Raw genomic sequence first — 14,442 nt, forward strand, 5'->3', positions numbered from 1 at the left:
TGTGGCCATGATGGGCGGGCCCGGACCGGTCATGGTCCGATCCGACGGGCCGGATTCCTCGAACGACAGACAGCGGGCGAAGCCCGGAACGACGAAAAGGATCATCCCGTACACCCGCGGGCACCGCCGCTCCATCGGCTTCCTCGTGGTCTGCACCACGCTGAACGCCCTCTGCGCGGTGGCCCCGCCGCTCCTGCTCAAGTACCTGATCGACGACGGCATCATGGGCCGGGACACCGACACCGTGGTCTGGCTCGCGGCCGCGGTAGCCGCGGTCTCCGTACTGGCCGCGCTGGTGGGGTTCGGGGAGACCTGGTTCTCCGCCCAGGTCAGCGAGGGCCTGGTCTACGACCTTCGTGTGAAGGTCTTCGACCATGTGCAGCGCCAGTCGCTCGCCTTCTTCACCCGGGCGCAGACCGGTGCCCTGGTGAGCCGGCTGAACACCGACGTGATCGGCGCCCAGCAGGCGGTCACCCAGATGCTCTCCACCGTGGTGTCTTCCGGACTGACCGTCGTCTTCGTGCTGGCCACGATGTTCTACCTGTCCTGGAAGATCACCCTGATCTCCCTGGTGCTGGTCCCGTTCTTCATCCTTCCCGGCCGCCTCATCGGCCGTCGCCTGCAGGGCCTGGCCCGGCGGCACATGCAGGTCAACGCCGAGATGGGCTCGCTCATGCACGAGCGGTTCAACGTCGCCGGCGCGCTCCTCGCCAAGCTCTACAGCCGCCCGGACCGGGAGACCGCCCGCTATGCGCGGCTCGCCGCCCGCGGCCGTGACATCGGCGTCCGCAACTCGGTCTCCATGAAGATGCTCTTCCTGTCGACCATGTTCATCGGCTCGGTCGCCACCGCCGTGGTCTACGGCGTCGGCGGAGTCCTCTCCGTGCACGGCGCCTTCCGGATCGGCACCCTGGTGGCCCTCACCACGCTGCTCACCCGGCTGATGGCCCCGGTGGGCCAGCTGTCGAACGCCCAGGCCGACGCGATGACGGCGCTCGTCAGCTTCGACCGGCTCTTCGAGATCCTCGATCTCAAGCCGCTGGTCACCGAGAAGCCCGACGCGGTGGCGCTGCCGCCCGCCGCGACCCGCGACACGGCCCCCGGCGTCGAGTTCCGCGGGGTGTCGTTCCGTCACCCGAGGCCCGCCGACGTCTCGTTGGCCTCTCTGGAGGACTTCGCCACGCCGACGGCCGAGCGCGAGGGAGACAGCTGGGCGCTGCGCGACCTCAGCTTCACCGTCCCGGCCGGCAAACTCACCGCGCTGGTCGGGCCGTCCGGGGCCGGCAAGACGACCATCACCCACCTGGTGCCGCGGCTGTACGACCCGGAGGAGGGGACCGTCCTCGTCGACGGCCGCGACGTGCGCGACCTGACCCTGGAGTCGCTGGGCGACACGGTCGGGATGGTCACCCAGGACGGGCACCTGCTGCACACCACCATCCGGGAGAACCTGCTCTACGCCCGCCCGGACGCCACCGAGGAGGAACTGGTCGCGGCCTGCCGGGCCGCACAGATCTGGCGGCTCGTCGCCTCCCTGCCCGACGGCCTGGACACCATGGTCGGCGACCGCGGCTACCGGCTCTCCGGGGGCGAGAAGCAGCGCGTCGCCATGGCCCGGTTGCTGCTCAAGGCCCCGCCGGTGGTCGTGCTCGACGAGGCGACCGCGCATCTCGACTCCGAGTCCGAGGCCGCCCTGCAACAGGCCCTCAAGACCGCGCTCGCGGGCCGGACCTCGCTGGTCATCGCGCACCGCCTGTCCACCGTCCGGGACGCCGACCAGATCCTCGTCCTGGACCAGGGGCGGATCGTGGAGCGCGGCACCCATGACGAACTGCTGCTGCTCGGTGGGCTCTACGCCGAGCTCTACCGCACGCAGTTCGCCCGGCCGGCCCTCGCCGGCGAGGACGTGAGCGAGGTCGAGGGCGTGCCGGAACAGCGGGTCCCGGAACCGGTGGGCCCCGGCGGCGGGCCGGTCGTCTTCGGACCGGGAGGCCCAGGCGGTCCCGGCGGTCCTGGCGGTCCGCGGATGGTCGGCGGCCCCGGGATGGTCGGCGGTCCGGGGATGGGCGGGCCCGGCGGCGGGCCGGTCGTCTTCGGTCCCGGTGGCCCGGAGGGTCCGGGCGGTCCGGGAGGCCCCCGAACCCGCTGACTCCTCCTCAGAGCGGTGCCCGTGACGGCCCATGGCGGTCGCGGGCACCGCTTCTGTCGTTCCGTCAACCCCCTATGCCCAGCCGCCGTTCGCCCGACGGCAGGGGTTTCGAACGCAAGAGAGGGGCTGTTACGTTCGGTCTTGTCCGATGCGGTCGGTATTTATGGCGCTAGGTGGCTAAATAAAGAAGATGCCGGTGCGGCCCGCACCGCACGGCAGCGATCCCGCGGCGGACGGTCCGGAAGGGAATTCCTCTTCGAGAAGGAGAACGGCCGCTCGTCGTGATGGCGGCGAGGGGCAGGTGAGGAGCAGGGGTGGAAACCGGGGGAGTCATCGATCAACAGTCCATGGCCGAAGTGGAAATCGACTCTTTACGGCTGACCGGGTCACCGCGGCTGGCCGGCGAAAGACAAGAACACATCGAACTGCTCGCGGCGGTGCCGACCCCGCTGCCGCCGATCATCGTCCACCGTCCCACGATGCGGGTCATCGACGGCTTCCACCGGTTGCGCGCGGCCCGGCTGCGCGGAGACACCACCATCGCCGTCCGCTTCTTCGACGGCGACGAGTCGGACGCCTTCGTCCTCGCGGTCCAGCTGAACGTCACCCACGGGCTGCCGCTCGCCCTGTCCGACCGGCAGAGCGCCGCGGAACGGATCATCGTCTCCCATCCCCAGTGGTCGGATCGGCGGGTGGCCTCGGTCGCCGGCATCGCCCCCGGAACCGTCGGCGAGATCCGCCGTCGGCTGGGCTCCGGCGCCGTGGACCCGGGGACGCGCAGGCTCGGCCAGGACGGCCGGATGCGCCCGCTCGACGGCACCGCCGGTCGGCTCCGCGCCGGTGAACTGCTCGCCGAGGAACCGGGTCTGTCGCTGCGTCAGGTGGCCCGTGCGGCCGGCATCTCCCCGGAGACCGTGCGCGACGTGCGCAACCGCCTGCGGAACGGGGAGGACCTGCTGCCCCGCTCGCGCCGCCGCGACAGCGATACCGAACCGCGCCACGCGTCCGCGCCCGAGGTCGGCGCCGGTGCGGACATCCGGCCCGGGCCCGCGTCCGTCCCGGCGCCACGCGGTGAACCCGCTGCCGGGCGGCCGGCCCACTCCGTCGCGCGGGCCCGCGTGGACGCGGCGCCCGACCGTGTCGTCCTGGTCAAGCGGCTGACGGCCGATCCGGCGCTGCGCTTCTCCGAGACCGGCCGCAGTCTGCTGCGGCTCCTCGCGATCCACGCGGTCCGCGAGGAGGAGTGGGAGGCGATCATCGGCAACGTTCCGCCGCACTGCAGCGGTGTAGTCGCCGACCTCGCCGTCCAACTGGCCGACATGTGGGCGGACTTCGCGACCCGTGTGCGGAGTGACGTCACAGCCTCGGTCGGCTGACGGCCGTAGTGCGCGGAACCCCGGATTCAGGCGCCCCCTAGGGCGTAGGGGGCCGTACCCCTCGGTGTCCACAGGGGTTTCGGCCTGGATGTCAGACTGTTAATTTCGGTCACATCCGAAGCATGCGAATGCCGCGCGCGGATGCTCTGTCTCGGGGTGACAGGGCGGGCCGAGGGTGTCGAAATCGCCACCTCCCGCATTCTTCGCGGCGACAGGCAGTGGATTTTCTGCAGAAAGCGTGCTTGCACGAGAAATTCTTCTTCGTGGACGGCGACGCTCTCGCAGCAGCGGGGGTATGTGAGGAGCTGGGGTGGAGTCCGAGGGGGCCATAGGGGAACAGCCCGTCGTGGAGGTCGAGATCGGCTCGCTGAGCCTGTCCGGATCGCCGCGGCTGGCCGGAGAGAATCCGGAGCACATACAAGTACTCGCGGCAGCGCCGAACCCGCTGCCGCCGATCACGGTGCACCGTCCGTCGATGCGGGTCATCGACGGCTACCACCGGTTGAAAGCCGCCCGGCTGCGCGGCGAGAGCACGATCGCCGCCCGGTTCTTCGACGGCGACGACACCGCGGCCTTCGTCCTGTCGGTGCGGCTGAACGTCACGCACGGCCTGCCGCTGGCGCTCGCCGACCGCAAGCGTGCCGCCGAGCGCATCATCGTCTCCCATCCCCAGTGGTCGGACCGGAGGGTGGCCTCGGTCACCGGGATCGCCCCGGGGACCGTCGGCGACATTCGCAAGCGGGTCGTCCGGGGGACGGGTCCGGAGGGGCGCCGGCTCGGCAGGGACGGCAGGATGCGGCCGGTCGACGGCAGCTCCGGCCGCATCCTCGCCGGTGAGCTGCTCGCCGAGAACCCGGACCTCTCGCTGCGTCAGGTCGCCCGGGCGGCGGGCATCTCCCCGGAGACCGCCCGGGACGTGCGCAACCGGCTGGGCAACGGCGAGGGCCCGCTGCCCCGGCAGCGCCGCCGGGAGGCCGCGCCGGACGAGGAGCGGGCCGTAGGGAAGGAGTACGGGGCGCTGAGACTCGCCCGGCCGGGGAACCGGAACCGTCCGGACGTCGTGCCGGCCTCGGACCATGCCGTGCTGATCAAGCGGCTCATGGCCGACCCGGCCCTGCGCTTCAGTGAGACCGGCCGCAATCTGCTGCGTCTGCTCGCCCTGCACGCGCTGCGCAAGGAGGAGTGGGAGGCGATCATCAGCAACGTGCCGCCGCACTGCAGCGACATCGTGGCCGATCTGGCCCGGCAGTTCGCCGATCTGTGGTCGGAGTTGGCCGAGCGGGTCGGGGAGGACGTCGCGCAGATCGGCTGAGCCGGCACCTCGGACCGAGGGGACCGTCGCGAAAGGTGCCCCTTTCGCGACGGTCCCGCCTCGTGTGCGGGGCCGGGAAAGCGGCGGGAATCATTCCGCCGTTCATCGGCAGGGGTTGTGCATTTCTTTTTTAATTCTTCATTAATTCCTGGCCGTTCAATGTCTGAAAATCACCCCCCATTCCCTGGCCGAGTGACCGAAAGTCAGCCCGTGTCGGCGTGAATGGGACGCTATCCTGAGTTGCGCTGACGGATCGGCGAAGGTACGGGGGTGCCTGTGAAGCTCAGTGAAAGGGACGGAGAACTCGGTCTGCTACGACGTCTCTACAGAGGGTGTGTGGCCGGAAAGGGTTCCCTGGTCATTACCAATGGCCCTGTGGGGTGTGGCAAGACCGCGTTGATCCAGACATTCGCCGAGCAGGTGACGGAGCAGGGGGGCGCCGTCCTGTCGGTGACCGGTTCCGCGAGCGAGAGCCTCGACAGGCTCGGACTGGTCGACCAGTTGGTGACCGCGATGGGTGCGGCGGGCCCGGCCGACGGACCGCCGGACGCCGCGGAGGTCGCGACGGCCGCGGAGGCGAGCGGACCGGTGCCACGCGCGCTGATGCGGCGCGTCTACCGGGCGGTCGCCGAACTCGCCGGGAAACGGCCGCTCGTCCTCCACGTCGACGACGTGCACTTCGCCGACGAGGCATCGCTCCAGTGCCTGAGGTATCTCGTACGGCGCATCGACTCGCTGGCCGTCCTGGTCGTCCTGACCGAGAGTTCCAGCCACGAACAGGCCCTCGCGACGCTCCACGCGGAGACGCTCCACCTGCCCTACTGCCATCGGATCCGGCTCGGTCCGCTCTCGGCCGAGGGGGTCACCGGATACCTGACGGATCATCCGGCGACACGCTCGGTGGCGCCGGAGACCGTCGACCTGTGGGCGCGGACCAGCGGGGGGAACCCCCTGCTGCTGGACGCCCTGATCGAGGACTTCGCCGAGCGGGGGACGGCGGACGCCGCGGGGCGGGGTGCCCCGGTGCCGCGCGAGTCGTTCCGGAACGCCTTTCTGCGCTGCCTCCACCGCTGCGAGCCGACCCTGCTCGCCGTCGCGCGCGCCGCCGCCGTCCTCGGCACGTCCGTGACACCCGCCCTGATCGGCGACCTCCTCGGGGAGGACGCGACCTCCGTACGCCGGAGCGTCACCGACCTGCGCGCGGCCGGCCTGTTCTCGGGCTCGTGGTACGGCCACGAGCGAGCCCGGCTGACCGTCCTCGCGGACATTCCCGGCAAGGACCTCCCCGCCCTGCGGGCCCGGGCCGCCGAACTGCTCCGCGAGAGCGGTGCGCCCGCCGGGGTCGTGGCCGAACAGCTGCTGGCCGGCAACGACTCGGCCCAGGCCGCCTGGCAGCCCGACATCCTCCGGGAGGCCGCGCGCGAGGCCCTGGCCGCGGGGGACATCGGTGCCGGCGTCGACTATCTGCGGCACGCCTCCGGCATCTGCACGGACGCCAACCAGGAGGCGGAGGTGATCGCCGCCCTCGCGGAGGCGCAATGGCTCATCGACCCCGCCAAGGCGTCCCGGTACCTCTCACAGCTCAGCCGTATGGTGCGCGCCGGTCTGCTCACCGGGTCCGACGCCCTGGTCGTGGTGAAACAGAAGGTGTGGCGGGGCGAGTTCGCGCAGGCCGACGACCTGTTGCGGATCATCGAGGCACGGGAGGGCGCCGGCGCGGAGAACGCCTGGGACAGCGCGGGCTACTCACGGGCCGTCATCCGCTCGGACCACACCCTCGTCCGGGTGTGGCTGTCCTTCTGCTGCCCCGGTCTGCGACGCGGCACCACGATGTCGCCCCGCACCTTCATCAGGCTCTCGGCCGACCTCATCGAGCTGGGGAAGGACCCGGCCACCGACGAACTGCTGCGCGGCACCGGCAGGGCCGGCCCGTTCGCGGACACGCTGGTCGCGCTGATCTTCCTGATCGGGGCCCAGCGGCTGGACGAGGCGCTGCTCTGGTCCGAGCGGTTGCTGGACGAGCCCCGCAACCGGCGTGCCCCCATGCGGCACGCGTTCCTGGAGACGATCAGGGCGGCCGCGGCCCTGAGCCGGGGCGACGCCGCCGACGCGGGCGAGGCCGCCGGGACCGCGCTGAGCCTCGTCGGCCCGGAGGCCTGGGGCATCGCGATCGGTCTGCCGCTGGCCCTGGCGATCCGCGCGGCCACCGAGAGCGGCGACGTCGACACGGCACGGACCTACCTCGACCTGCCCGTTCCCATGGTCATGTTCGGCACCCCCTTCGCGCTGCCCTACCTCCAGGCCCTGGGCCGCTTCCACCTCGCCCTGGGCCGGCCGCGCGCCGCCCTGCGGGACTTCGAGTCGTGCGGCGAGCTGATGACGAAGTGGCGGCTCGACGCACCGGAACTCGTGGACTGGCGCAACGACGCGGTCGCCGCCCTCATCGCCATGGGCGATCACCGGCGGGCCCGGGAGCGGGTCGAGGAACACCTCGCCCAGCTGGGTGAGCGGCCCGGCCGTGCCCGCGGCATCGCCCTGCGCCATCTCGCGGCGGTGGGCCCGTCCCGGGACCGGCTGCGGCTGCTCCAGGAGGCGGTACGGATCCTCGACGCCTGTGGCGACGGTCTGGAGCTGAGCCGCGCCCGGGCCGACGAGGAGGTCGCGCGCCGGGCGGAGGGACAGACCACCGCGCTCGGGCGTGAGCACCCGCTGGGAGCACTGTGGGACGCCCCGTCCCCGCCGGCCCGCGGCACGGTCCCGACGGGCGCCGCCGATCCGGACGCGGTGCCCGCGGCACTGGCCGAACTCACCGACGCGGAACGCCGGGTCGGAGCTCTCGCCGCGTCCGGCTGCACCAACCGTGAGATCGCCGACAGGCTCTCCATAACGGTCAGTACGGTGGAACAGCACCTCACCAAAATATATCGGAAATTGAAGGTGCGCGGCAGAGCGGATCTTCCGATGTCCCTCGTGCGTTTTTCGGAGGTCGCCTGCCCTCCGTGCGGACGGTGAAAAGAAAAGACCTCGCATCCGTTGGTCGGTTCCCCGTCCAAGTCAACTCCCCGTCCAAGTGGCGGTTTCGGACCGTTGGACAGTGTTGTGGTGAGGATTGCGACCGTGTGATCCTGAACGCCTGATCAGCCTTCCAAAAACCGAATCCGCCAGGAGGAATTCCATGGCCGGACGGAGCCTCGACGACTATGCGCGAATGGCTCGAAAAGGATGGGATCACCTTCTGGCGGAATCCCTGGAGGCCTTTGAACAGGCCTCCGCGGAGAACAGGGCGGCCTTCGACCGAACCGGTCTGAGGCCGGGCCGGTCCACCCGGCCCGAACCGCCGGACACCACCACGAAGATCCTGGACCGCCCCTGGGCCGCGCCGATCGCCGTCGGCCCGCTCACCGGACTCGCCCGGCCCGCGGACGAGCCCGCCGTACTGCGGGCGGCCGACGCGGCGGGACTCCCCGTCGTGGTCGACATGGTCACCCCGGACGACCTCGCCAACCCGGTGCCGGCCGGCGAGGGGCCGCGCTGGCTCCGCACGTACGGCTGCCGGGAACACGGTGACGTCGAGCGGTCGGTGGCCGACGCGGAGCGTGCCGGGTTCGCCGCACTCCTTCTCTCCTTGGGACCCCGGGGCCTCTTCTCGGGCCCGGAGGGCGGCGGCCACGCGGGCTGGGCCGACGTGGAGCGGCTGCGCGCCACGTCCGCGCTGCCCCTGCTCGTCGCGGGTGTACGCACCGCCGCCGACGCCTCCCGCGCGTTCGACACCGGGGCCGACGGCATCGTCACCGACTCGCTGGACGCGCTGCCCGACCTGGCCGCGATCGCGGGCCCGCACCGGCCTGTTCTGCTCGGCGGCGGCATCCGCCGGGGCGCCGACATCCTGGTCTCCCTGGCTTCGGGGGCCGACGCGGTCCTCGTGGGACGGGTGGTGCTGGACGGGCTGATGGTCGACGGGGAAGCGGGCGTCACCGACGTGCTGGCCGCTCTCGTGCGGGAGTTGGAGGAGGCGATGACGTTCACCGGAACCGCCTCGATCGCCGAGACCCGCCCCGACAGCCTCCGTACCGGACACCGCCCGCCGTCCCCCGTACGCCCGACGGGCACTCGGGGCGCTGCCGTGGGTACTTGGAGCGGTGCCGCGAGCGCCCTGGGAAATGCCGCGGGCGCCCTGCGCAAGGACGACCTCCACCCCAGCCTCTCCGATCCCGTCCTGGACACGATGACCTTCCTCAACGAGGTCACCCACCGCTACCCGGACGCCGTCTCCTTCGCGCCCGGGCGGCCCTACGACGGTTTCTTCGACACCGAGCAGATCTTCACCCACCTCCGCCGCTACCTGGAGCATCTCGCCGCGCAGGGACACACGGAGCAGGACATCCGCACCGCCATGTACCAGTACGGCCCCACCGCCGGGCAGATCCGCGAGATCGTCGCCGACTCGCTGCGCGCGGACGAGGGCATCGACGTCCCGGCGGAGTCGGTCGTGATCACCGTAGGCGCGCAGGAGGCCATGCTGCTGGTCGTACGGGCGCTCACCGCAGGCCCCGACGACGTGCTGCTCGCGGCGAGCCCCTGCTACGTCGGCATCACGGGCGTGGCACGGCTGCTGGGCGTGCCGGTGACGGCCGTCGAGGAGCGGGAGGACGGGTTCTCCTGCGCCGATCTGGAGGCCGCGATCGTGCGGGAGCGCGCCCGGGGACGGCGGCCCCGGGCCCTCTATGTCATCCCCGACCACTCCAACCCGTCCGGAACCACGATGGACGCGCCGACGCGCGCCGCACTGCTGGAGACGGCGGAGCGCCACGGCATCCTCCTCATCGAGGACAGCCCCTACCGCAGGGTGAGCCCCGGTACGCCGTTGCCGACGCTCAAGTCCATGGACCGCTCGCGCGGCGTGATCCACCTGGGTTCGTTCGCCAAGACGGTGTTCCCGGGCGCCCGGGTCGGCTTCGCCGTCGCCGACCAGCAGGTGGTCGACGCATCGGGCCGCACCGGTCTCCTGGCCGACGAGCTCGCGAAGATCAAGAGCATGGTGACGGTCAACACCTCGTCCCTGAGCCAGGCCGCGGTGGCGGGCGCCCTGCTGGCAGGCGACGGTCGGATCTCCGAGATGAACGCGAAACCGGCGGCCTACTACGGCAATGCCATGCGGACCACGCTGCGCAATCTCGACGCGCGTCTGCCGGCGGCCCGGCGAGCCGCTCTGGGCGTGCGCTGGAACGAACCGACCGGAGGTTTCTTCCTCACGGTCCACGTCCCTTTCCGGGCGGACAATGCGGCACTGACCCGCTCGGCCCAGGAATTCGGCGTCATCTGGACACCGATGAACTACTTCTATCCGCAGGGCGGCGGCCATCAGGCCCTCCGCCTCTCCACCAGCTATCTGACGACGGCCGATATCGAAGAGGGCACCGCGCGGCTGGCGCGGTTCATCGAGGCGCAGTCCTCGGCGTCGTGAACTCTCCGGGAAAGGCGAAGCAAGTGACCGGGAACAGCAATGCACGGATACCGCGGTCGAAGCCGCGCATGTGGGGGTGGACTTTCCGATGACCATCAATCTGGAACGGCCGGAAGGACTGGAGGCCGACACTCTGGTGGACGATTTCCCGCGGCCCGTCGTCCTGACCGGTGACGGCGCCCTGAAGACGCCGTACCGGCCGCGGATCGTCGGGGTGGGGACCGCCACGTCGGCCACCGTCTACTCCCAGCAGGAGGTGCTCGACGCCTTCCGCATCACCGACCCCAAGATCCGGTCCGTGTTCGCCAACAGCGCCATCGACCGGCGCCACCTGACCCTGCCGGAACCGGACGCCGACGGTGTCCGCGCCCCCGAGCCGCAGGGCGACCTGCTCGACAAGCACAAGGCCATGGCGACGGAGATGGGCGCCGAGGCACTGCGCGCCTGTCTGAAGCGGGCCGGCGCCGAACTCTCCGATCTGCGGCACCTGTGCTGCGTGTCCTCCACCGGCTTCCTCACCCCCGGCCTGAGCGCCCTGATGATCCGCGAACTGGGCATCGACCGGCACTGCAGCCGCAGCGACATCGTCGGCATGGGCTGCAACGCGGGGCTCAACGCGCTGAACGTCGTGGCCGGCTGGTCCGCCGCCCACCCGGGCGAACTCGCCGTCGTCCTCTGCGCCGAGGCCTGCTCCGCGGCGTACGCGATGGACTCCTCGATGCGGACCGCGGTCGTCAACAGCCTCTTCGGCGACGGCGCCGGAGCGATCGCCCTGAGGTCGGGACCCGGTGACGAGGCGTCCGGCGCGGCCGAGGGTCCGACCGTCCTGAAGTTCGCCAGCTGCATCATCCCCGACGCGATCGGCGCGATGCGCTACGACTGGGACCGCGACCTGGACCGCTTCAGCTTCTACCTCGACCCCCAGATCCCCTACGTCGTCGGTGCCCATGCCGAGATAGTGGTCGACCGCCTGCTCCAGGACACGGGCCTGCGCAGGAGCGACATCCGCCACTGGCTCGTGCACTCCGGCGGCAAGAAGGTGATCGACGCGGTGGTCGTCAACCTCGGCCTGACCCGCCACGACCTGCGCCACACCGTCGGCGTCCTGCGGGACTACGGCAACGTGTCGAGCGGATCGTTCCTTTTCTCGTACGAACGCCTCCTCGACGAGCAGGTGACCCGGCCCGGCGACTACGGAGTGCTCATGACCATGGGCCCGGGATCCACGCTCGAAACGGCGCTGGTCCAGTGGTGAAGACAGGAGAGAGCGCAGTGAGTGACGTAAGTGCCGTGCGGACACTGGCCGTTGACGGATCCCGGCCGCTGTCGATCAGGACCGTCAAGGACCTCACCGCCCTGTGCGACGAGGTGGAGGACCGGGGCGGGCCCGCGATCCTGCGGGTCACCGGCACCCCCGCACCGGACTGGACCGACGGGCTGGACGTCTCCCTCGTCACCAAGTGGGAACGGGTGCTACGACGGCTCGAACGGCTCCCCGGGGTCACTGTCGCGGTCGCGGCCGGTGACTGCGGCGGAGCGGCCCTCGACGCCTTCCTCACCGCCGACATCCGCATCGCGACGCCCGGCAGCCGTCTTCTCCTGCCCTTCGACGGGGAGGCCACCTGGCCCGGCATGGCCGCGTTCCGCCTCGCCCGCCTGGCCGGCGCCGCGCGCGCCCGCCGTGCCGTCCTGTTCGGGCAGCCGATCGAGGCGCCCGAGGCGCTGGCGCTGGGCATAGCCGACGAGCTGACCGAGGCGCCGGACACCGCCGCGGCCGCCGCCGTCCAGCGCTGCGCGGGCCTGTCGGGCAAGGAACTCGCCCTACGGCGCCAGCTGCTCCTCGACGCGATGACGGTCGGCTTCGAGGACGCCCTCGGCCCGCACCTGGCGGCCTGCGACCGCGCTCTGCGGCGCACCGTCGAGGAGGCCGCGTGATGACGCGGCCCCGCCATGGACTCCCCGGTGCGGACACCCCCCGTCCGCACCGGGTGAGGGCGGCCGTATGACGACCGTCGTGCTGGAGCAGGAGACCGCGCGTGCGGAGTGGTCGGCGGTGACGGAGGCCGCCGAGCGCGTGGACAAGACGCTGGCCTCGCTGCCGTACCCGACGCGCCGCACACCCGAACAGCGGGACCTGGCCGAGGCGGTGAAGAACCGGGCCCGCAGCCTGCGCTCCCGGTTCCTCGACGGGTACGGCGACGCCGTGTACGACCGGGTCACCGACGGGCGTAGCCGCGGCCTGCGGATCGACGAACTGGTCGCGGCCGTGGCGACCGCCTTCCCCGGCCTGGTGCCGGACGCCGGCCGGCTCGCGCAGGAACGGGGCCGGCCGCAGGCCGACAAGGAGGGCCACGAGATCGACCAGGGCATCCTCCTGCGGGCCGTCCTGCGGTCGCCCTCGGCCGGTCCGCACCTCCTCGACGCCATGCTCCGGCCGACGGCGCGGGCGCGGCGCCTGCTGCCGGAGTTCCTGCGGACCGGCGTCGTGGAGACGGAGGCCGTACGGCTCGAACGCCGCGACGGCGTCGCACGGTTGACGATGTGCCGGCACGACCGGCTCAACGCCGAGGACAACCAGCAGGTCGACGACATGGAGACGGCCGTAGACCTTGCGCTCCTCGATCCGGCCGTCCGGGTCGGGCTGTTGCGCGGAGGGGAGATGAGCCACCCCCGTCACCGCGGCAAGCGGGTGTTCAGCGCGGGCATCAACCTCAAGAACCTGAGCTCCGGCGACATCTCCCTGGTCGACTTCCTGCTGCGCCGCGAGCTCGGCTACATCCACAAACTCGTCCGTGGCCTGCTCGTCGAGGACCCGGACCGGTGGCACACGCCGTACGTCGAGAAACCGTGGGTCGCCGCCGTCGACGGCTTCGCGATCGGCGGGGGCGCCCAGCTGCTGCTCGTGTTCGACCACGTCCTCGCCGCGTCCGACGCCTACCTCAGCCTCCCGGCCGCCAAGGAAGGGATCATCCCCGGCGTTGCCAACTTCCGCTTCAGCCGGTACGCCGGGCCCCGGCTGTCCCGCCAGGTGATCCTTGAGGGGCGCAGGATCTGGGCCTCGGAGCCGCAGGCGCGGCTGCTGGTGGACGAGGTCGTGGACCCGCGGGAACTGGACGCCGCCGTCGAGCGGAGCCTGGAGCGCCTCGACGGCGAGGCGGTGCTCGCCAACCGGCGGATGCTCAACCTCGCCGAGGAGCCCGCCGACGCGTTCCGCGCGTACATGGCCGAGTTCGCCCTCCAGCAGGCGCTGCGGCTGTACGGCGAGGACGTGATCCACAAGGTCGGCCGGTTCGCGGCGAGGTCGTCGTGACGGAGGACCGGGTGAGCCCCGACGACCGCCCCCGGGTGCGGTACGAGAAGAAGGACCACGTCGCCCGTGTCACCCTCGACCGTCCCGAGGTGCTGAACGCGATGGACCTGCGCACGCACGAGGAACTCGCCGTTGTCTGGGACGACGTGGAGGCCGACGACGACATCCGCGTCGTGGTCCTCACCGGCGCGGGCGACCGGGCCTTCTCCGTCGGGCAGGACCTGAAGGAACGCAGCCGCCTCGACGCGGAAGGGACCCCGCGGACGACGTTCGGAAGCCGGGGCCTGCCGGGCTGGCCCCGGCTCACCGAGCGGTTCACCCTGTCCAAACCGGTCGTGGCACGGGTCAACGGCTACGCCCTCGGCGGCGGCTTCGAGCTGGCGCTCGCCTGCGACCTCGTCATCGCCTCGCACGACGCCGTGTTCGCCCTGCCGGAGGCCCGGCTCGGACTGATCCCGGGCGCGGGCGGCGCCTTCCGGCTCGCCCGCCAACTGCCCCTGAAGACGGCCATGGGACATCTGCTCACCGGGCGCCCGATCGACGCGGCGACAGCGCTCCACTTCGGACTGGTCAACGAGGTCGCCAAGGAAGAGGAAGGAGACCTCGACCGACGGGTCGACGCCTGGACGGCCGACCTGATCCGCAGCGCGCCCCTGTCGGTACGGGCCGTCAAGGAGGCCGTGATGCGCTCGCTCGACCAGCCGCTGGAGGAGGCGTTCGCCACGAGGTACGCATGGGAGGAACGGCGTATGCACAGCCGGGACGCGGTGGAAGGCCCCCGTGCCTTCGCGGAGAAGCGCGATCCCGTGTGGTCCGGCCGGTGAGGTGACC

The 14,442-nt window shown here is 71.5% G+C and carries 9 protein-coding genes; all 9 read left to right on the forward strand.

The window, feature by feature from the left end:
• Positions 1 to 31 precede the first annotated feature (31 nt).
• The gene (locus OG226_RS44730; RefSeq protein WP_328685231.1) at positions 32 to 2,149 is read left to right on the forward strand and encodes an ABC transporter ATP-binding protein; all 2,118 of its coding nucleotides are present in this window, start codon (positions 32 to 34) and stop codon (positions 2,147 to 2,149) included.
• A 347-nt stretch (positions 2,150 to 2,496) separates the two neighbouring features.
• A complete protein-coding gene (locus tag OG226_RS44735) occupies positions 2,497 to 3,525 on the forward strand; it encodes a ParB/RepB/Spo0J family partition protein (RefSeq protein WP_329352339.1) in 1,029 nt (342 codons plus the stop codon).
• Positions 3,526 to 3,835: 310 nt separating this feature from the next.
• The gene (locus OG226_RS44740; RefSeq protein WP_329352340.1) at positions 3,836 to 4,837 is read left to right on the forward strand and encodes a ParB/RepB/Spo0J family partition protein; all 1,002 of its coding nucleotides are present in this window, start codon (positions 3,836 to 3,838) and stop codon (positions 4,835 to 4,837) included.
• Between the two features lie 276 nt (positions 4,838 to 5,113).
• On the forward strand, positions 5,114 to 7,849 hold the full coding sequence (locus OG226_RS44745; RefSeq protein WP_329352341.1) for a helix-turn-helix transcriptional regulator: 2,736 nt from the start codon (positions 5,114 to 5,116) through the stop codon (positions 7,847 to 7,849).
• A 196-nt stretch (positions 7,850 to 8,045) separates the two neighbouring features.
• Positions 8,046 to 10,301, forward strand: a complete 2,256-nt coding sequence (locus tag OG226_RS44750; protein WP_328685235.1) for an aminotransferase class I/II-fold pyridoxal phosphate-dependent enzyme — start codon at positions 8,046 to 8,048, stop codon at positions 10,299 to 10,301.
• 88 nt (positions 10,302 to 10,389) lie between these two features.
• A complete protein-coding gene (dpgA, locus tag OG226_RS44755) occupies positions 10,390 to 11,556 on the forward strand; it encodes a 3,5-dihydroxyphenylacetyl-CoA synthase DpgA (protein WP_328685236.1) in 1,167 nt (388 codons plus the stop codon).
• A 17-nt stretch (positions 11,557 to 11,573) separates the two neighbouring features.
• On the forward strand, positions 11,574 to 12,236 hold the full coding sequence (gene dpgB, locus OG226_RS44760; protein ID WP_328685237.1) for an enoyl-CoA-hydratase DpgB: 663 nt from the start codon (positions 11,574 to 11,576) through the stop codon (positions 12,234 to 12,236).
• A 67-nt stretch (positions 12,237 to 12,303) separates the two neighbouring features.
• A complete protein-coding gene (gene dpgC / locus OG226_RS44765; RefSeq protein WP_329352342.1) occupies positions 12,304 to 13,611 on the forward strand; it encodes a (3,5-dihydroxyphenyl)acetyl-CoA 1,2-dioxygenase DpgC in 1,308 nt (435 codons plus the stop codon).
• Positions 13,612 to 13,622: 11 nt separating this feature from the next.
• On the forward strand, positions 13,623 to 14,435 hold the full coding sequence (dpgD, locus tag OG226_RS44770; RefSeq protein WP_329352343.1) for an enoyl-CoA-hydratase DpgD: 813 nt from the start codon (positions 13,623 to 13,625) through the stop codon (positions 14,433 to 14,435).
• The last annotated feature ends 7 nt before the right edge of the window (positions 14,436 to 14,442 follow it).

The organism is Streptomyces sp. NBC_01261 (assembly GCF_036226385.1).
In the GTDB taxonomy this organism is placed as follows: domain Bacteria; phylum Actinomycetota; class Actinomycetes; order Streptomycetales; family Streptomycetaceae; genus Streptomyces.

Excerpts from the sequence above, each read along its gene's own strand:
- OG226_RS44730 (WP_328685231.1), top strand. The coding sequence starts at position 32 with ATGGTCCGATCCGACGGGCCGGATTCCTCGAACGACAGACAGCGGGCG.
- OG226_RS44735 (WP_329352339.1), top strand. The coding sequence starts at position 2,497 with ATGGCCGAAGTGGAAATCGACTCTTTACGGCTGACCGGGTCACCGCGG.
- OG226_RS44750 (WP_328685235.1), top strand. The coding sequence starts at position 8,046 with ATGGCTCGAAAAGGATGGGATCACCTTCTGGCGGAATCCCTGGAGGCC.
- dpgA (WP_328685236.1), top strand. The coding sequence starts at position 10,390 with ATGACCATCAATCTGGAACGGCCGGAAGGACTGGAGGCCGACACTCTG.
- dpgC (WP_329352342.1), top strand. The coding sequence starts at position 12,304 with ATGACGACCGTCGTGCTGGAGCAGGAGACCGCGCGTGCGGAGTGGTCG.